The sequence below is a fragment of the Herbaspirillum sp. WGmk3 genome, from assembly GCF_023952535.1.
Lineage (GTDB): Bacteria > Pseudomonadota > Gammaproteobacteria > Burkholderiales > Burkholderiaceae_D > Herbaspirillum > Herbaspirillum huttiense.
Window position 1 is genome coordinate 491,141 of sequence record NZ_JAKYWT010000001.1, and the last position, 19,010, is coordinate 510,150.

Below are 19,010 nucleotides of genomic sequence, written 5' to 3' on the forward strand. Positions count from 1 at the left end.
GCCAGTGATCGGCGACTTGACGGCCCCTCCCGTGCGGAGGGGTTTTTTCATTCGCTACAGGAGAATTCCATCATGATGCTGCACATCCCCCAGGCCCTGACCCCGCAACAGGTCAGCCACATCCGCTCCGAACTGCAGCGCGCCGACTGGGTGGACGGACGCGAGACCGTGGGTGAACAGGGGGCGCGCGTGAAGCGCAACCGGCAGTTGCCGGAACATTCGCCGCTGGGTTTCCAGCTGGGCGAGATCATCCTGGAAGCACTGCGCAGGAATCCCCTGTTCTTTGCCGCCGCGCTGCCCAAGAAGACCATGCCGCCGCTGTTCAACAGCTATGAAGGCGGCGAGCACTACGGCCTGCACGTGGATGGCTCGGTGCGCATGCTGCCCAATGCGGCGGGCAGCATCCGTACCGATGTCTCGACCACGGTGTTCCTGTCGGAGCCGGACGAATACGATGGCGGTGAACTGGTGGTGGTCGATACCTATGGCACCCATGAGGTGAAACTGCCGGCGGGAGACATGATCGTCTATCCCTCCACCAGCCTGCACCGGGTCGAACCAGTCACGCGCGGGGCACGCGTGTGCTCCTTCTTCTGGACCCAGAGCATGATCCGCGACGACTGGAAGCGCAGCATGCTCTTCGAACTGGATCGCAACATCTTCGGCCTGCGGCAGAAACTGGGCGATACCGAAGAAGTGGTGGGACTGACCGGGCATTATCACAACCTGCTGCGACAGTGGGCGGATGTATGACCACGCCAAATTGTTTATTTGTTTTATATCGTTTTTGAATTGGCGTAGCTCGATACGCCAAATACGAAGGCCGTCCGGCATTGCACCGGACGGCCTTTTTCATGCAAGCCAGTGCGGGATCAGACGAAACTCCCGATTGCACCGATCACTGCCTCCCGCACCGATCCGCTGACCACGAAGTCATGCGCAGCGCGCACGTCATCATGGAACCAGCGATCGCCCTCCAGACACGCAGGAATCTGGCGGCGGATCTCCTCATAGGCCGCCTGCGTACCCTGCCCCAGCTTGAAGTCCTTGAGCAAGTCCTCGGTCATGGTCAGCGCCTGCGCCGCCAGCAGCATTTCCACGCCGACGATGTATTGCGTGTTCTGCACCACCGTCATCGCCTTGCGGGCGCACCAGGTCGAGTTGGAGATGTGATCCTCGCTGTTGCCCTTGGAGGGGATGCTGTCGACGCTGCCGGGCATGCACAGGGTACGGTTTTCCATCACCAGCGAACTCATGGAACACTGCACCACCGGATAGCCGGTGTTGACGCCGCGCACGCCGCTCATCAGGTTGCGCGGCAGTCCCCACGACAAGGTCGGATCGATCAGACGCGCAATGCGGCGTTCGCAGATGCTGCCCAGATCGGTGATGGCCATGGCCAGCAAGTCCATCGCCTGCGCCAGATACTGGCCGTGGAAGTTGCCACCGGAAATGATTTCGAAACCTTCGCCGACTTCCTTGTTGAAGATCAGGGGATTGTCGGTGGCGGAGTTGGTTTCCTTCTCGATGATGGTATCGATGTAGTCAAGTGCATCGAATACCGGGCCATACACTTGCGGTGCGCAGCGCAGCGAATACACATCCTGAATGCGCGCGGTGTAGGGAATATCGGTACGGCGCAATTCATCGGACAGTTGTATTGCACGCGCTTCATGTGTAGTACGCGTGGATCCCTTCAACAAGTTGCGAATGACTTCAGCCGTCTTGATCTGCCCCGCATGCGGACGCGCCTGCTGGATACGCGGATCGAAGGCGGCCATTTCGGCCCGCATCGCTTCCAGCGTCAGCCCCAGTGACAGGCAGGCATCGGTCAGCAGATGGCGCGCATCGTGCGCGGCGAGGATGGCGACCGCCAGCGAGGCGGTGCAGCCATTGATGAGGGCCGAGGCATCCTTGGCCTTAAGATCAAATTTGACCGAACCTATCCCGGCCTGCTCGATGGCTTGCGTAGCACGCATGCGCTGGCCCTGATACATCACTTCGGCTTCATCAAACCCGGCAATGGCCGCCGCCAGGTAAGCCAGTGGCGCCAGATCGCCGGAGGCACCGACCGATCCCTTCTGCGGCATGATCGGATGGATGCCGGCATTGATGAAGGCCAGCAGGCGATCCAACACTTCCACGCGTGGCGCGGAATAATTCGAAGCGAACGCATTGGCGCGCAACAGCATGGTGGCGCGGCTGACCTCTTCGGAGAAGGGTTCGCCGATGCCCGCGCTGTGCGCACGGATCAGCTGGGTCTGGAACAGCTCGATATGCTCGACCTTGATGCGCGTGTCCTTGAGCAAACCGACACCGGTATTGAAGCTGTACATCATGGGCGCTTCGTCGTGCATCCAGGTAGATTCGATGTAATCGCGGCTTTGCTTGAGGGCGGCACGCGAAGAAGCGGCCAGCGCCACTTTCAGGCGAGGCGCACGAGCCACGCTGACAACTTGCGCGGCGGTGAGGTTGAATCCGTCGATGGTAATGGTTTGCATGAGTGATCTCTGATGGAATCGGGTGCGATTACTTGGCCCCAGCCTGGAACCATGCGGCCAGCTCGGCGCGTTCCGCATCGGTCATCTGGGTCATGTTGGCCAGCGGCATGTCCTTGGTCTGGACGGCGCGCTGGAAGACCTTGGCCGCGTGCTGATGAATCAGCTCGGGCGTTTGCAGCATCATCCCGGCTGGTGCGGTGGCGAAGCCGGCCTGGGTCGGCTTGTCCGAATGGCAGCTGGCGCAACGCTGGGTGACGATGGCCTGGATGCGTGCAAAGTCCGGTGCGGCAGCGGCCACCGGCGCTGCGCCCTCACCTGCGGAGGCAGCAGGCGCAGCAGGTGCCACGGGACGCGGGGCAATCGCCACGGCCACCGCCAGCAACAGGACTACTCCGGCGATGGGATAGCCCACCGACACCTTGCCCTTGTGCCGCAAATTGAAGAAGTGACGAATCAGCACACCGGCCGCCATGATCGCCGCCAGCACCAGCCAGCTATGGGCATGCGTGTAGGTCATCGCGTAGTGGTTGCTGATCATGATGAAGAGAATGGGCAGCGTGAAGTAGTTGTTGTGCACGCTGCGCTGCTTGCCCTTGCGGCCGTGGATGGGGTCGGGCGAGCGGCCGGCCTTCATCGCCTCCACCAGCTTGCGCTGGCCGGGGATGATGACCATGAGCACATTGCCCACCATGATGGTGCCGATCATCGCGCCCACGTGGATATACGCCGCGCGGCCCGACAGCAGGTGCGTGAGCAGATAGGCCACCGCCACGATGAAGACGAACATCACCAGCCCCAGCAGCCCTTCGCGCTTGCCCAGCGGCGACTTGCACAGCAGGTCGTAGACGATCCAGCCCAGCACCAGGGTACCGATGCCCACACCGACGGCTTCCGGCCCGGTGAGGTTGGCTACGGACTTGTCGACCATCATGGCCGAGGCGTTGAAGTAATAGACGATGAAGAGCATGGCCACACCGGTGATCCAGGTGGCATAGGCTTCCCACTTGAACCAGTGGAGTTCTTCCGGCAGCTCGGCCGGCGCGACGAGATACTTTTGCGGATTGTAGAAACCGCCGCCGTGCACGGCCCACAGCTCGCCGGAGACGCCCTTCTTCTCCAGGTCGCTGCCCGGCTTGGGCGGGCGGATGGAGTTGTCCAGCCAGACGAAATAGAACGAGGCACCGATCCAGGCGATGCCCGTGATCAGGTGCAGCCAGCGGACCAGCAGGTTGGCCCAGTCGATGCCATATGAAACCAGGAGTGCTTCCATGTCTTCCCCACGCAGGATTGCTGTCCGCCACCGCGACCTACTCCGGACAGGCGAGGCATTGCCTCAGGAATGGGCCGCCATGGAAGCCTTCCCACCGCCCTGCGTGTACCAAGGCTGCAACTGGATGAGTGGAGTGAAGGCTTCCCGCGCGCCGGGAAGCGCAGGCGCCTTGATGGCGCCCTGGCTGGTCTCCCGTCGTGCTGCCGCTACGACCCGATGGCTGATGCCATCTGTTTTTTTGGCCATCCTGCTGATGCGGGACGGTTGCAGGAAAGATAAACGTGAGGGTCACGCAAAACATGGTCATCAACGTATATTTGACATACGAATGACGATATACAAAAATGCCCCCTGGATGTGGGACGCTTGCGCTCGCATCACGCCAGGCCGCCGCCCGAGCCGGCCCGGCACACGACAACGATAATGCGCCTGCCCCGATGCAGCCGCCCCAGAGTGAACGAAAAACCGTCACCTGCCCCGCACCACAAGACCCCGGAGACATTCCCATGTCCAGGCTGCCTGACCATCTCGACATCCACCTCATCCGCATCCTCTATCTCCTGCTCTGCGAGAAGAACGTATCGCGGGTCGCCCTGAAACTGAACCAGCCGCAGCCCTCGATTTCAGCCTCGCTGCGCAAGCTGCGCGAGCTGACCGGAGACCCGCTGCTGGTACGCGGTGCGCGCGGCATGGTGCCGACCCAGCATGGCGAGAGCCTCTTGAAACCCGCCAAGCGCATCCTCGACGAGACCGAGCGCCTGTTCGTGCCCAAGACTGCTTTCGTACCGCAGGAGGAAGAGCGCACCTTCCACATCGCCGCGCCCGATTACATGAACACGCCCTTCTTCACCGAAGTGATCGCCCGCCTGCGGCGCGAGTCGCCGCGCAGCCGCATCGTCATCCATGCGCTGGGTCCGGATACCGATTACGTGCGCCTGCTCTCGGACGGGGAACTGGACCTGGTGATTGCCAACTGGGACGAGCCGCCTGCGCATTTGCACCTGTCAAAGCTGTTTGACGACCCCATCGTCTGCCTGATGCGCGCCGACTGTGCCTACGCCAAGCGCACCGCGCGCGACGCCATGAGCATCGAGGACTATCTCTCGCTGCCGCACGCCGCGCCCTCGCAGATCCTGCCCGGCTATCACGGCACCATCGATACCTTCCTCGAAAAGCAGAACCTGCATCGCAATGTGGTGGTGGAATCGGCGCACTTCCGCATGCTGCCCTACATGGTGGCGCAGACCGACCTGGTGCTGACGGCTGGCCAGCAGTTCGCCAGCTTCTACGAAAAACTCCTGGGCCTGAAAAGCTATACGGTACCCATCAAGTTCCCGCCGCTGCGTTTTTACCAGCTGTGGCACGAGCGGGTGCACCAGGCCACCGAGCACAAATGGCTGCGCGCCCAGGTCAGCGCGGCGGCCAAGATGATGGCGCAGGGCCGCGCCTGAAGCGGTGCCGGGCCGCTCCGGCAAAGGAAACGGGCATTCCGGCATATATCGGCGGCGCGCCAGCCGGTATGCCGGGGCTTATATATCGCACTCCCCGGATTGCATTAGTATCGCCAGCATCAGACCGGCATCCGCACACAAGCCCCACCAAGACGCGGAGCAAGGTACTGGGCCGGAACCACCTTCAAGCGGCAAGGCACGCCACCCTCTCAGAATGATCACGGTGGCGCGGTCACATGCCAGGTTCCATCGATAAAAAATACCAGGAGACAATCCCATGCAAGCCACTCGCCATCCGGTGGATGAACGCCTACCCGTATTCAAGCTCTTTGCCCTCGGCATGCAGCACGTGCTGGTAATGTATGCCGGTGCGATTGCCGTGCCGCTCATCATCGGTGGTGCGCTCAACCTGCCCAAGTCCGAGATCGCCTACCTCATCAGTGCCGACCTGTTCTGCTGCGGGCTGGTGACCATCATCCAGAGTGCCGGTCTCTGGAAATTCGGCATCCGCATGCCCGTCATGATGGGCGTGACCTTTGCCGCCGTGGGGCCGATGGTGGCCATGGCCAACAATCCGCAGCTGAACATCCTGCATATCTACGGGGCGGTGATTGCTTCGGGCGTATTCTGCATCCTCGCCTCGCCCTACATGAGCAAGCTCATGCGCTACTTTCCGCCGGTGGTCACCGGCACTGTCATCACGGTGATCGGCGTCTCGCTCATGGGCGTGGGCATCAACTGGGCCGCAGGTGGACAGCCGGTGATCGGCAAGCTGGTCGACGGGGTGTTCGTGAAGGTCCCCAATCCCGACTATGGCTCCCCGCTGTCGCTCTCGATTGCGGCGGTAGTACTGGTGTCGATCCTGCTCATCACCAAGTACACGCGGGGGTTCATCTCCAACATATCGGTGTTGATGGGCATGGTGGTCGGTTTCGTGATTGCCTTTGCCTTGGGCAAGATCAGCTTTGACGGGCTGGATGCGGCGGACTGGTTCGCCTTCATCCAGCCCTTTCACTATGGGCTGCCGCAATTCGACATTGCCTCCATCATCAGCATGTGCCTGGTGATGATCGTGACGATGATCGAATCGACCGGCATGTTCATGGCCCTGGGCGACATCGTCGGCCGCCGCATCGACGACCGCACGCTGGCCAGCGGCTTGCGCGTGGATGGCCTGGGCACGGTGATCGGCGGTCTCTTCAACACCTTCCCTTACACCTCCTTCTCGCAGAACGTCGGGCTGGTGGGCGTGACCGGCATTCGCAGCCGTTTCGTCTGCGTGGCGGCCGGGGTGATCCTGATTGCGTTTGGCCTGTTCCCCAAGATGGCGCACGTGGCCGCGTCGATTCCGCAATTCGTGCTGGGCGGTGCCGGCATCGTGATGTTCGGGATGGTGGCGGCGACCGGCATCAAGATCCTGTCCAAGGTCGATTTCCACGGCAACCGCAACAATCTCTTCATCGTCGCCATCAGCATTGGCGTGGGCATGATCCCCATCGTTGCGCCGACCTTCTTCGACAAGATGCCGCATCTGCTGGGCACCATTTTCCACAGCGGCATCCTGCTGGCCTCGGCCATGGCGGTCGGATTGAACCTGTTCTTCAATGGCCCGGGCAGTGAAGAGGACGTGGCCCGCTATGCGGTGGCGGCGGCGCAGAGTTCGGATCACTGAAGCGGGTGCGGCGAGATATGCCGCTGCGCATACGGCCCAGATGAAACCGTTGATGCCATCCGGGCCAAGATGTTTTAAAGTCTCATCTGCGCTGCAGACCGCACCGGGCGGGCTTTGGCGCAGACCGTGAGACGACAGCCGCAGACAACAATCGGTGCCGACAATCCTGATTTTCATGAGGAATGTCGGCGTCGGCTTTGCGGCATCACCCATGAACACAGCGAGGGAGCCGGCGGCGAGCCGACCGGCCAGCACATGACGACGACACTGGAACACCTGAACGCAGCCGAGACTTCGGCCTTCATCGCCGCCTTGCACGGCATTTACGAGCACTCTCCCTGGATTCCCGAGCGGGCGGCGCTGCAGCGTCCGTTCCGCAATCTCACCGCCTTCAAGCTGGCCTTGCACAAGGTCGTGACCGACGCCAGCCGAGCCGAGCAGTTGGGCCTGATCCGCGCCCACCCCGAACTGGCCGGCCGCGCCGCGATTGCCGGCGAGCTGACGGCCGAGTCCACGGGTGAGCAGGCCAAGGCCGGACTGAACCTGTGCAGCCCGGAAGAATTTGCCCGGCTACAACAGCTCAATGCCGACTACAACGCGAAATTCGGTTTTCCCTTCATCCTGGCGGTGAAGGGCCCCACTGGTGCGGGCCTGACGCGCCAGCAGATCATCGCCACCTTTGCCCGCCGCCTGCGCAACCAGCCGGAAGACGAAGTGCGTGAAGCCCTGCGCCAGATCGGCCGCATTGCCGAGATGCGCATCAACGACCTGCTGGGCTATCGCCCGGCGATGGGGGCCACGGTGATGCAGTGGGCGGAAGAAATCGGCGCCCTGTCGGAAGACGAAGGCGCCCTCACCTGCACTTATCTCACCGAGACGCACCAGCGTACTGCCCAGCAGATTGCGCAGTGGATGCGCGAGGCGGGCATGCATGTGCATATCGATGCGGTGGGCAACGTGGTGGGGCGCTATCTTTCCACCGATCCGCAGGCCAGGACTTTGTTGACCGGTTCGCACTACGACACGGTGCGCAATGGCGGCAAGTACGATGGGCGCGAGGGAATCTTGCTGCCCATTGCGGTGGTGAAGCATTTGCATGAACGTGGCGAGACCTTGCCTTTCCATTTCGAGGTGATTGGATTTTCGGAAGAAGAAGGCGTACGTTTCAAGAGCACCTTCCTGGGCAGCAATGCGGTGACCGGCCATTTCGACATGAAGCTGCTGGACCTGCAGGACAAGGATGGCATCAGCATGCGCGAGGTGATCTCCCAGGCGGGCCATGATGTCGCGGCCATCCCGCAGATTGCGCGCGATCCGGCCGACATCCTGGGCTATGTGGAGGTACACATCGAGCAGGGACCGGTATTGCTCAATCGTGATTTGCCGGTGGGCATTGTCACCTCGATTGCGGGAAGTTCGCGCTATCTGGTGGAGTTGAAGGGAGTGGCCAGCCATGCCGGCACCACGCCGATGGACATGCGCAAGGATGCGGCGGCAGCGGCGGCCGAGATCATCCTCTATGTGGAACAGCGTTGTTCGCAGGACAAGCATGCGGCGCTGGTGGGCACGGTAGGCCAGTTGCAGGTACCGCGCGGGTCGACGAATGTGATTCCGGGTGCGTGCCAGTTGTCGCTGGACATACGTGCGGCGGTGGATGAGGTGCGTATGGCGGCGGTGAAGGACATCCTGGGCAAGATCGAGGAGATCTGTGGCCGCCGCAGTATCGATTTCAAGCTGGAGGAGACCTTGAGCGCAGCGGCTGCGCCGTGTGCGCCGTGGTTGATGGATCAGTTGCGTGCTGCCACGGAGCGTGCCGGGGTGACGCCGTTCGCGTTGGCTTCCGGAGCCGGGCATGATGCGATGGCGATAGCAAAGCTGACGGATGTCTGCATGTTGTTTACGCGATGTGGCAATGGAGGCATCAGCCACAATCCGCTGGAGACGATGACGGCGGATGATGCGGAGGTATCGGGGCAGATTTTGCTGGATTTCCTGCGCAGTTTTGAGGCGAAGCGTTAATGATTTATATGATTTAGTGTTCTGCGCGTCTTCGATACGCGGCTGTGCCGCTACTCAGTGCGAACGGGAATTTGCAGCAGCGGTCCGGACGAAGCCGCAGGCGAGTAAGACCGAAGCCGCAGGCGAGCAAGACAAGGGCGAAGCCGCAGGCGAGCCCGAGTTGGTGTTGGCCCCATAGAGCCAGCCGCCGCAGCGGAGCGAAAAGTGGATCAGAAGGATAGCCGGAGCGAAGCGACTCTATCCTTCCCACTTTTCGCTTCGCTGCGGCGGGGACCCTCCGGAGGAGGGCTGGCTCTTTGGGGTCGCCTTCTTTTGCTTACTTTTCTTGGCGAGACAAGAAAAGTGAGCGGCTGCCGGGCCGCTCCCGGCGCGTTCTTCCGACCGGAGAGAGAAAGTAATTAAGCTAGAGCGCAGGAAAGCGATCCGTGCAGACTACCCAAAACACAAAACACAAAACACAAAACACAAAACCAGCAAAAACAGCGAAACACCAGCATTAAGCAAACCTTAACGCAAAACAAAACCAGCATTAAACGGACCTAAACCCTCCCAACAACCCCACCCGTCGCAGTCGTTAATAGGGCAAGAAAGGGACTCCCCCCTGTCACCTGCGCCGACCCGCAAGTCAAACACATCAACAAGGAAGCCAAGAAGGAGTCCAACATCATGCAAGAGCAAGCAACAGGCAAAACGCTGTTGATCAGGAACGCGCGCGTCCTGGTCACGATGAACGAGGGCCGTGAAGAGATCGCCGATGGTGCGCTTTACATCAGGGGCAAGGTCATCGAGCAGGTTGGCAAGACGGAGGATCTTCCGCAAGAGGCGGACGAGATCATCGATGCCAGTAATCACGTGGTCATCCCGGGCCTGATCAACACGCACCACCACATGTACCAGAGCCTGACGCGTGCGATCCCCAGCGCGCAGAATGGCGAGCTGTTCAACTGGCTGACCAATCTGTATCCGATCTGGGCGGGCCTGACGCCCGAGATGATCCGGGTATCGACGCTGACGGCCATGGCCGAGTTGATCCTGTCGGGCTGTACTACCAGCAGCGACCACCTCTACATCTACCCCAACCAGACCCGCCTGGACGACAGCCTGGAGGCTGCTACCCAGATCGGCATGCGATTCCACGGAGCGCGGGGTGCGATGAGCGTCGGCCAGTCCAAGGGCGGATTGCCGCCGGACCGTGTGGTGGAAGAAGAGCCCGCCATCCTCAAGGACACACAACGCCTCATCGAGACTTACCACGACAGCCAGCGCCACGCCATGCAGCGCATCGTCGTCGCCCCTTGCTCCCCCTTCTCGGTCTCACGCGACCTGATGCGCGAGGCCGCCGACCTGGCGCGTCACTATGGCGTATCGCTGCACACGCACCTGGCCGAGAACGTCAACGACATCGCCTACAGCCGCGAGAAATTCAACATGACGCCGGCGGAATATGCCGAAGACTGCGGCTGGGTCGGCCATGACGTCTGGCACGCCCACTGCGTGCAGCTCGACGAGCATGGCATCGACCTGTTTGCCCGCACCGGCACGGGCGTGGCGCACTGTCCCTGTTCCAACATGCGGCTGGCCTCCGGCATTGCGCCCATCCGCAAGATGCTGGACGCGGGCGTACCGGTCGGCCTGGGCGTGGACGGCAGTGCGTCCAATGACAGTGCCCACATGCTGGGCGAAGTCCGCCAGGCCATGCTGCTGCAGCGTGTCGGCTTCGGCCCCGACGCCATGACCGCACGCCAGGCGCTGGAAGTGGCCACCCTGGGCGGCGCCAAGGTATTGAATCGCGACGACATCGGCGCGCTCAAGCCCGGCATGTCCGCCGACATCGTGATGTTCGACACGCGCCAGATCGCCTTTGCCGGCGCACTGCATGATCCGGTGGCCGCACTCGTTTTCTGCACCCCCGCCAACGTGAACACCAGCATCATCAACGGCCGCGTGATCGTGCGCGAGGGACAGCTCACCACCATTGACCTGGGGGCGGTGCTGGAGCGGCACAATCATCTCGCGTACCAGCTCGCCGAAGCGGCGCGCTGACATGGGCAAAGGGAAAAGCAGCATGCGTATTGCAGACATGAAAATAGGGGCGCGACTGGCGCTGGGTTTCGGTGCCGTCATGGTGCTGTTGCTGGCCATTGCGGTACTGGGCAATCTTCAACTGGGGCGACTGGCCGATGGGATCGGCCTGATCGTCAAGGACCGCTACCCCAAGACAGTGATGGCCAACACGGTACAGATCCAGGTCAACAAGATCGCGCTCGACATCCGCGACATCCTGCTCACTGATGATCCGCAACGCATCAAGGCCCTGGTCGCCGACGCCACCGCAGCGGACCGCAAGATGAACGAGTCGCTGGCCAGGCTCAAGGAGGTAGCGCGGTCCGAAGAAGACAAGCGCTACGTCGACGCTGCCATGACCGCGCGCCAGGCCTACGTACCGGCGCGCGACAAGCTCCTGGCCCTGGCACTGGCGGGCCAGGTGGACGAGGCCAAACAATACCTGCCGCAGCAATTCATGCCGGTACAGATCAAGTACTTCATCGCGCTCGATGCCATGTTCGACTACCAGGGCGGCCTGATGGATGCAGCCGGCGAGGCCGCCACCCAGGACTCCGCCAGCGCCCGCAACATCATCAACGGCCTGGCGCTGGCTGCCCTGCTGCTGGCGGCGGGCGTGGCATGGCTGGTCTCGCGCAGCATTGCGCGGCCGCTGGTCAATGCGGTGGACGTGGCGCGGCGGGTGGCGCAAGGCGACTTGTCGGCGCGGGTCGAGGTGAGGTCACGGGACGAGACAGGCGAACTGATGATGGCCTTGAAACTGATGAACGACAACCTGCGCAACATCGTCAGCCGCGTGCGCCTTGGCACCGACACCATCCATCATGCTGCTGAAGAATCGCCAGCGGCAACCTGGACCTGTCGGCGCGTACCGAGCAGCAGGCAGGCTCCATCGAAGAGACTGCGGCCGCCATGGAAGAACTGACCTCCACCGTCAGGCAGAACGCCGACAATGCCCGCCAGGCCACCGAGCTGGCCGGAAATGCTTCGCACATAGCGGTACAGGGCGGCGCAGTGGTGGAGCAGGTGGTCAGGACGATGGCCGACATCAATGCCTCCTCGCGCCAGATCGTGGACATCATCAGCGTCATTGATGGGATTGCCTTCCAGACCAACATCCTGGCCCTGAATGCGGCCGTGGAGGCAGCGCGCGCAGGCGAACAGGGACGCGGCTTCGCGGTGGTGGCCTCCGAAGTGCGGTCACTGGCACAACGCAGTGCCACCGCCGCCCGTGAAATCAAGGAGCTGATCAACGATTCGGTGGGCCGCATCGACAGCGGCGCCACGCTGGTACAGCAGGCCGGCAGCACCATGCATGACGTGGTGCAGAGCGTGCAGCGGGTCAACGCCATCATTACGGAAATCAGCGCCGCCAGCCGGGAACAGAGCAGTGGCATCGAAGAGATCCACCGTGCCATCACCCTCATGGACGAATCGACCCAACAGAATGCGGCGCTGGTGGAAGAAGCAGCCGCAGCGGCCCAGGCCATGCGCCATCAGGCCGGACAGTTGCGGGAGGCGGTGGAAGTGTTCAGGCTTGAGGCGTGAGGCTCGGGGAGCGCAACGCCGGTTCGCCACGATCCTCTGCAACCGGCGCAGGTGCAAGCGGTGCCCTGACAACTCTTGCAAGATGGATTATTATTTCTCCCGTCATTGCTGAGCTGCGCCGAGAGCGCAGGGCAGTGGCGAAAAATGAAGAAGTAGAAAAATAAGACATTCAACAACACAGATGTCAGGGGAAAAATGAGATTGACTGGATTGGCTTTGGCCACGGCCATCGCATTGACAGGCTGCGCAAGTCTCAAGCAGACGCTGCCGGAAAACTATCAGGGGCCCAAGGCGACCATCAAGGATTCGACCAAGCGCCACTCGTCCCAAAAAGCCGATATCTTCTACATCGATACCGTTGATGGCGAGTCAGTCCTCACTTCCCCCATGCGTACGCGTGCGGAGAACCAGGGCAAGTTTTTGTTCATGCGTGTCTACCTGATCAGCCACGACTTCCCGATCCAACCCACCACCTTGGGCATTCGCGGCGAGACGCAATATGCCGCGCCCATCCTGGCCTTGACCAATCCTGTCTATCGCGTTGAGGGCAAGGTCCAGTTCACGCCGGAAGCCGGCAAGGTCTACGTGGTCAAGGGGGAACTGGGCGAAGATTATTCCGCGGTATGGATCGAGGAAGAACAAACGCATACCGTGATCGACAAGAAGATCGAGACGAATGGCTCCGCCAAAGCAGGCGCCTTACAGAAATAAGAAGCAAGAAAGACATCGCCGTCACAACCCAAGGGGAAAACCAATGAAAGCCATGCTGTTCAGTCTCGCGCTGGTCTCAGCGCTGTCCGGTTGCGCCGTACCCATGGCCGATCCGGCCAAGGATGCACAACTCAAGGAATTCAAGATCGACAAGAACAAGAGTGCCGTCTACATCTATCGCAATGAAACCATGGGCGCGGCCGTGCGCATGGATGTCGCGGTGGATGGCGCGCCCCTGGGCCGCACGGCTGCACACACTTATCTCTACAAGGAGCTGACGCCTGGCAAGCACGTCATCACCTCCACCGCCGAAAATACCGAAACGCTGGAGATCGATGCCAAGCCGGGCGTACTGACCTATATCTGGCAGGAAGTGAAGATGGGTATCCTGATGGCGCGCAACAAGTTGCACCTGGTCGATGAAGAAGAAGGACAGGCCGGCGTCAAGGAAAGCAAGCTGGCTGAATCAAAGTAAGCCGCCATGATGAAGCACGGCCCCTTGTGACGTCCTCCTCCAGAACGTCGCAAGGGGTCGTTTTCATTGTGTCGGCCCCCTACCCCCACACCTCCGCCACCCGCAACAGATTGGTACTGCCCGGCTGCCCGAAGGGCATGCCCGCGGTGATCGCGATCTGGTCTCCCTGGCGCGCAAACCCTTCGCGCACCGCCGCCTGGCAGGCCGCGCTGACCATCTGGCGCTCGTCATGCACGGCTTCGCTGATGGTGGAATGCACGCCCCACACCAGCGCCAGCCGCCGCGCCGTGGCCAGTTGCGGCGTGATGCAGAGGATGGGCGCAGCGGGACGTTCACGCGCCGCGCGCAGGCTGGTATGCCCCGAGCTGGTATAGGTCACGGTGGCGCTGGCCCCGAGGATGCCGGTGACGTCGCGCAGCGCCGCGCAGATGGCGTCGGGCCGGTTGCGTTCGGGGGTGGCGTATTGCGCCTGCATCAGGGTGCGATACAACGGATCCTTCTCCACCTCAGCAATCACCCGGTCCATCATCGTGACCGCCTGCAAGGGATAGCTGCCATTGGCCGACTCGGCCGACAGCATCACCGCATCCGATCCATCATAGATGGCACTGGCCACATCCGAGACTTCGGCGCGCGTGGGTACCGGCGCGGCAATCATCGACTCCAGCATCTGGGTGGCGATCACGATGGGCTTGCCCTGCTGGCGGCAGGCGCGCAGGATGCGCTTCTGCGTGCCCGGCACGCACTCCGGCGGCAGCTCCACGCCGAGGTCGCCGCGTGCCACCATGATGGCGTCCGACACCGCCACGATCTCGTCGAGCCGCTCCAGCGCGGCCGGTTTCTCCAGCTTGGAGAGGATGGCCGCGCGGCCCGCTACCAAAGCCCGCGCCTCCAGCACATCCTCGGGGCGCTGCACGAAGGACAGCGCGATCCAGTCCGCCCCCATCTCCAGCGCGAAGTCCAGATCACGGCGATCCTTGGCGGTGAGCGCCGGAATCGGCAAGACCGCGTCGGGCACATTGACGCCCTTGCGGTCGGAGACCTCGCCGCCATTGACCACGCGCGTGCGAATGGCATGACCATCGCTGGCTTCTACCTGCAGGCGCAGCTTGCCGTCATCAATGAGCAGGCTTTGTCCTGCTTGAATGGCCTCGAACAATTCTGGATGGGGCAGGCAGACGCGGTGCTGGTCGCCGGGGGAGGCATCACGATCGAGCGTGAACGCCTGTCCGGCCTGCAGCACTGCCCTGCCCCCGTCAAACTGGCCGATGCGCAGCTTGGGTCCCTGCAGGTCGGCCAGCACGCCGATGGGGCGGCCGACTTCGCGCTCCACCTGGCGCACGATCTGGTAACGCGCGTGATGATCGGCGTGGCTGCCGTGGCTGAAGTTGAAACGAAATACGTCAGCCCCGGCGTCGAAGAGCGCGCGGATCATCTCCGGCGTGGCGCTGGAGGGACCGAGGGTGGCGACGATTTTGGCCTGGCGTAGTCGGCGCATGGAAATCCTCTTGTTCTGGTTGGATACAAAAAAAACCGTTCGGACTGAGTAGATCCGCAGGATCGTATCGAAGGCGCGCAGTCGTCTGTGCGCCTTCGATACGCCGCATGCGCGGCTACTCAGTCCGAACGGGATGTGAAGTGAAGCCGAGGCGAAATACGCGCAGTCTCACTTCACATTGACATCATCATTCGCTCAGGCCTTGGCGATCTCGTGATTGGACAGGATCTCCACCGCCCGGCACAGCGCCGAGTGATCCATCCCCGCCAGCCCATTGGCCGCGCAGGCGTTCATCAGCTCCTGGGTCGCGGCAGTATTGGGCAAGCTGATGCCCAGTGCCTTGGCGCCTTGCAGGGCCAGGTTCAAATCCTTCTGGTGCAGCTCGATGCGGAAGCCCGGCGCGAAAGTCCGTTTGACCATGCGCTCGCCGTGCACTTCAAGGATGCGCGAGGAGGCAAATCCCCCCATGAGCGCCTGCCGCACCCGTGCCGGATCGGCTCCGGCCTTGGAAGCGAAGAGCAAGGCCTCGGCCACGGCCTGGATGTTCAGGGCCACGATGATCTGGTTGGCGACCTTGGTGGTCTGGCCATCGCCGTTGCCACCGACCAGGGTGATGTTCTTGCCCATCAGTTCGAACAGCGGCTTGACGTCGTTGAAGGCCGATTCCGAACCTCCGACCATGATGGTGAGCGAGGCCGCCTTGGCGCCCACTTCACCGCCCGAGACCGGTGCGTCCAGGTACTGGCAGCCGAGCGCATTGATCTTCTGCGCGAACTCCTTGGTGGCGATGGGCGAGATGGAGCTCATGTCGACCACGATCTTGCCCGGCGACAGGCCTTCGGCCACGCCCTTCTCGCCAAAGAGAACGGCCTGCACATGGGGCGTATCCGGCACCATGACGATGACGATGTCAGCGCGCCGCGCCACTTCCGCACCCGACGTGCAGACGGTGGCACCGCTCTCCAGCAAGGGCGCCGGGGGATTTTTCTGGTCGTGCAGGTAGAGCTTGTGGCCGCCCTTCTGCAGGTTGTCCGCCATGGGTGCGCCCATGATGCCCAGGCCGATGAATCCAACTTTTGCCATGCTGTGTCTCCTCAAGAAAGATGAAATCCTGCTGTCATGTGTTCAGGCTGTCTGCAATCCGTGTTGCGTGATCCAGCCCAGTCCTGCAACGGTCCCGGCCTGCGGTTTGTATTCGCAGCCGATCCAGCCGCGATAGCCGATCTCCTCCAGCCACTTGAACAGGTAGCGGTAATTGATTTCGCCGCTACCGGGTTCGCCGCGTCCGGGGTTGTCGGCCAGTTGCACGTGGCCGATCAGGGAGAGGTTGGCCTTGAGCGTGTTGGCCAGTTCGCCCTCCATGCGCTGCATGTGATAGATGTCGTATTGCACGAAGAGATTGTCCGAGCCCGTGGCCAGGATCAGCTCCACCGCCTGGCGCGTGGTGTTGAGGAAGAAGCCGGGAATGTCGAAGTGATTGATCGGCTCGATCAGCAGACGGATGCCCTGCTCCTTCAGGCGCGTGGCCGCGTATTTCAAATTGCCGACCAGCACCTCGCGCGCCGCTTCGCGCGAGACGCCCGGCGGCAGGATGCCGACCAGGCAATTGAGCTGCGGCACCTCCAGCGCGCGGGCATAGCGGATCGCCTCATCGACCCCGGCACGAAACTCCGCCACGCGATCGGGATGGCAGGCGATGCCGCGTTCACCGGCGTCCCAGTTGCCGGCCGGGAGGTTGTGCAGCACGAGTTGCAGTCGATGCGTGCGTAATTGATCGGCGATCTGTTCCGACGCGAAGGCGTAGGGGAAGAGGAATTCCACTGCACGAAAGCCGGCCTGCGATGCGGCCTGGAAGCGTTCCAGGAAAGGCTGTTCAGTAAACAGCATGGTGAGATTGGCGGCGAGTTTGGTCATGCGAGTCTCCTTGGTTTTCAGTCGAGCAGGCTGATGGCAGTGGGCGCATCATCGGCGCGCTCGGCCAGGGGTTCGAATTCATTGATGGCATCGATCTCGGTGCCCATGGCGATGTTGGTGACACGTTCGAGGATGATTTCCACCACCACTGGTACGCGGTATTCGGCCATCCAGCGCCGGGCCTGGGCGAAGGCATCCTGGATGGCATTGGGATCGGTGACGCGGATGGCCTTGCAGCCCAGGCCCTCGACCACGGCCACGTGGTCCACGCCATAGCCGTTCAGTTCGGGGGCGTTGATGTTCTCGAAGGCCAGCTGCACGCAGTAATCCATTTCGAAACCGCGCTGCGCCTGGCGGATCAGGCCGAGGTAGGAGTTGTTGACCAGCACGTGCAGGTAAGGCAGCTTGAACTGCGCGCCCACGGCCAGTTCCTCGATCATGAACTGGAAGTCATAGTCGCCCGAGATGGCCACCACCTTCTTCTGCGGATCGGCCGCCACCACACCCAGTGCAGCGGGAATGGTCCAGCCCAGCGGCCCGGCCTGGCCGCAATTGATCCAGTGACGATCATGATAGACGTGCAGGAATTGCGCGGCGGCGATCTGCGAGAGCCCGATGGTGGCCACATAGCAGGTCTCGCGGCCGAAGGCGCGGTTCATTTCCTCATATACGCGTTGCGGCTTGACGGGCGTGTCATTGAAGTGGGTGCGCCGTTGCAGCGACTTCTTGCGCTGCTGGCATTCGGCCAGCCAGGCAGAACGGTCGGGCAGGCGGCCGGCGGTCTTCCACTCTTTGGCCACTTCGACGAAGAGTTTCAGCGCGGCACCGGCATCGCTGACGATGCCGTAATCCGGACCGAAGACGCGGCCGATCTGGGTCGGTTCGATATCGACGTGGACGAAGGTACGGCCCTTGGTGAAGACATCGATGGAACCGGTATGGCGATTGGCCCAGCGGTTGCCGATGCCGAGCACGAAGTCCGAGGCCAGCAGGGTCGCGTTGCCATAGCGGTGGCTGGTTTGCAGGCCGACCATGCCGGCCATCTGCGGGTGATCATCGGCGATCGCACCCCAGGCCATGAGGGTCGGGATCACGGGGATGCCGGTGAGCTCGGCGAACTCCACCGCCAGTGCGGCCGCATCGGCGTTGACCACGCCGCCGCCGATGGTGAGCAGCGGGCGCTGTGCCGCGTTGAGCATGTCGAAAGCCTTCTCGATCTGGGCGCGGGTGGCGGCGGGACGATAGACCGGGAGCGGCGCGTAGGTATCGGGATCGAAATCGATCTCGGCCATCTGCACATCGAAGGGCAGGTCGATCAGGACCGGGCCGGGGCGGCCGGAGCGCATCAGGTGGAAGGCTTGCTGGAAAACGCGCGGCACCAGGGCTGGTTCGCGCACGGTGACGGCCCATTTGGTGACGGGCTTGGCGATGGATTCGATGTCGACGGCCTGGAAGTCTTCCTTGTAGAGCCGGGCGCGGGGCGCCTGGCCGGTGACGCAGAGGATGGGGATGGAATCGGCCTGGGCCGAATAGAGCCCGGTGATCATGTCGGTCCCGGCCGGACCCGAGGTGCCGATGCAAAGCCCGATGTTGCCGGCCTTGGCGCGGGTATAGCCTTCGGCCATGTGGGAGGCGCCTTCGACGTGGCGGGCGAGGATATGGCTGATGCCGCCGTGTTTCTTCAATGCCGAGTAGAAGGGATTGATGGCGGCGCCGGGCACGCCGAAGGCTTGCAGGCAGCCTTCCTTGACCAATACGTGCACTGCCGCGTCGACTGCTCTCATCTTTGCCATGCTCGTTCTCCAGGATGTCCGTTGGTGGATGTGTGATCGCTGGAGGCCATGCTAGTCATTACAAATCCGGATGATAAGTATCATCCGAGTCCAC

The 19,010-nt window shown here is 62.2% G+C and carries 13 protein-coding genes and 1 pseudogene; 8 read left to right on the forward strand and 6 right to left on the reverse strand.

The features are described from left to right. The first annotated feature begins 72 nt into the window (after positions 1-72). Positions 73-753 (forward strand): Fe2+-dependent dioxygenase, encoded by a 681-nt coding sequence (locus MKD49_RS02035; RefSeq protein ID WP_252695310.1) that lies wholly within the window; start codon positions 73-75, stop codon positions 751-753. Between the two features lie 119 nt (positions 754-872). Here MKD49_RS02035 and hutH read toward each other — a convergent pair whose 3' ends face one another. After that, positions 873-2,501, reverse strand: coding sequence for a histidine ammonia-lyase (gene hutH, locus MKD49_RS02040; RefSeq protein ID WP_252695311.1), 1,629 nt, complete (start codon positions 2,499-2,501; stop codon positions 873-875). Positions 2,502-2,529: 28 nt separating this feature from the next. Then, a complete protein-coding gene (locus MKD49_RS02045; RefSeq protein WP_252695312.1) occupies positions 2,530-3,771 on the reverse strand; it encodes a urate hydroxylase PuuD in 1,242 nt (413 codons plus the stop codon). Positions 3,772-4,277: 506 nt separating this feature from the next. Here MKD49_RS02045 and MKD49_RS02050 point away from each other — a divergent pair. From MKD49_RS02050 to MKD49_RS02080, 7 genes and pseudogenes are all read left to right on the forward strand, one after another. Further along, positions 4,278-5,222 carry a LysR substrate-binding domain-containing protein gene (locus MKD49_RS02050; RefSeq protein ID WP_034332623.1) on the forward strand — a complete coding sequence of 315 codons (945 nt, stop codon included), beginning with the start codon at positions 4,278-4,280 and terminating at the stop codon, positions 5,220-5,222. A gap of 277 nt (positions 5,223-5,499) precedes the next feature. Then, a complete protein-coding gene (locus MKD49_RS02055; protein WP_252695313.1) occupies positions 5,500-6,894 on the forward strand; it encodes a nucleobase:cation symporter-2 family protein in 1,395 nt (464 codons plus the stop codon). Positions 6,895-7,149: 255 nt separating this feature from the next. Continuing rightward, positions 7,150-8,913: an allantoate amidohydrolase gene (locus MKD49_RS02060; RefSeq protein ID WP_252695314.1), complete on the forward strand. Its 1,764-nt coding sequence runs from the start codon at positions 7,150-7,152 to the stop codon at positions 8,911-8,913. 666 nt (positions 8,914-9,579) lie between these two features. After that, positions 9,580-10,956, forward strand: a complete 1,377-nt coding sequence (locus MKD49_RS02065) for an 8-oxoguanine deaminase (protein WP_252695315.1) — start codon at positions 9,580-9,582, stop codon at positions 10,954-10,956. Positions 10,957-10,978: 22 nt separating this feature from the next. Then, positions 10,979-12,525 (forward strand): annotated as a pseudogene (locus MKD49_RS02070) (methyl-accepting chemotaxis protein). 216 nt (positions 12,526-12,741) lie between these two features. Next, positions 12,742-13,236, forward strand: coding sequence for a hypothetical protein (locus MKD49_RS02075; protein WP_252695316.1), 495 nt, complete (start codon positions 12,742-12,744; stop codon positions 13,234-13,236). A 43-nt stretch (positions 13,237-13,279) separates the two neighbouring features. Then, positions 13,280-13,711, forward strand: coding sequence for a DUF2846 domain-containing protein (locus tag MKD49_RS02080; protein WP_252695317.1), 432 nt, complete (start codon positions 13,280-13,282; stop codon positions 13,709-13,711). A gap of 79 nt (positions 13,712-13,790) precedes the next feature. On the opposite strand, the gene pyk is transcribed toward MKD49_RS02080, so the two are convergent. The 4 genes from pyk to gcl all read right to left on the reverse strand — a co-directional run bounded on the left by pyk (position 13,791) and on the right by gcl (position 18,916). Next, positions 13,791-15,209, reverse strand: a complete 1,419-nt coding sequence (gene pyk, locus MKD49_RS02085; protein WP_252695318.1) for a pyruvate kinase — start codon at positions 15,207-15,209, stop codon at positions 13,791-13,793. 195 nt (positions 15,210-15,404) lie between these two features. Further along, a complete protein-coding gene (locus MKD49_RS02090; RefSeq protein WP_252695319.1) occupies positions 15,405-16,292 on the reverse strand; it encodes a 2-hydroxy-3-oxopropionate reductase in 888 nt (295 codons plus the stop codon). A gap of 42 nt (positions 16,293-16,334) precedes the next feature. Then, on the reverse strand, positions 16,335-17,123 hold the full coding sequence (gene hyi / locus MKD49_RS02095) for a hydroxypyruvate isomerase (protein WP_252695320.1): 789 nt from the start codon (positions 17,121-17,123) through the stop codon (positions 16,335-16,337). A gap of 17 nt (positions 17,124-17,140) precedes the next feature. Continuing rightward, complete coding sequence (gcl, locus tag MKD49_RS02100) at positions 17,141-18,916, reverse strand: glyoxylate carboligase (protein WP_252695321.1); 1,776 nt, start codon at positions 18,914-18,916, stop codon at positions 17,141-17,143. Positions 18,917-19,010 lie beyond the last annotated feature (94 nt).

What these genes read in the sequence shown, in the direction of transcription:
- MKD49_RS02035 (WP_252695310.1), top strand. Translation starts at nt 73, where the DNA reads ATGATGCTGCACATCCCCCAGGCCCTGACCCCGCAACAGGTCAGCCAC.
- hutH (WP_252695311.1), bottom strand. Translation starts at nt 2,501, where the DNA reads ATGCAAACCATTACCATCGACGGATTCAACCTCACCGCCGCGCAAGTT.
- MKD49_RS02045 (WP_252695312.1), bottom strand. Translation starts at nt 3,771, where the DNA reads ATGGAAGCACTCCTGGTTTCATATGGCATCGACTGGGCCAACCTGCTG.
- MKD49_RS02050 (WP_034332623.1), top strand. Translation starts at nt 4,278, where the DNA reads ATGTCCAGGCTGCCTGACCATCTCGACATCCACCTCATCCGCATCCTC.
- MKD49_RS02055 (WP_252695313.1), top strand. Translation starts at nt 5,500, where the DNA reads ATGCAAGCCACTCGCCATCCGGTGGATGAACGCCTACCCGTATTCAAG.
- MKD49_RS02060 (WP_252695314.1), top strand. Translation starts at nt 7,150, where the DNA reads ATGACGACGACACTGGAACACCTGAACGCAGCCGAGACTTCGGCCTTC.
- MKD49_RS02065 (WP_252695315.1), top strand. Translation starts at nt 9,580, where the DNA reads ATGCAAGAGCAAGCAACAGGCAAAACGCTGTTGATCAGGAACGCGCGC.
- MKD49_RS02080 (WP_252695317.1), top strand. Translation starts at nt 13,280, where the DNA reads ATGAAAGCCATGCTGTTCAGTCTCGCGCTGGTCTCAGCGCTGTCCGGT.
- pyk (WP_252695318.1), bottom strand. Translation starts at nt 15,209, where the DNA reads ATGCGCCGACTACGCCAGGCCAAAATCGTCGCCACCCTCGGTCCCTCC.
- MKD49_RS02090 (WP_252695319.1), bottom strand. Translation starts at nt 16,292, where the DNA reads ATGGCAAAAGTTGGATTCATCGGCCTGGGCATCATGGGCGCACCCATG.
- hyi (WP_252695320.1), bottom strand. Translation starts at nt 17,123, where the DNA reads ATGACCAAACTCGCCGCCAATCTCACCATGCTGTTTACTGAACAGCCT.
- gcl (WP_252695321.1), bottom strand. Translation starts at nt 18,916, where the DNA reads ATGGCAAAGATGAGAGCAGTCGACGCGGCAGTGCACGTATTGGTCAAG.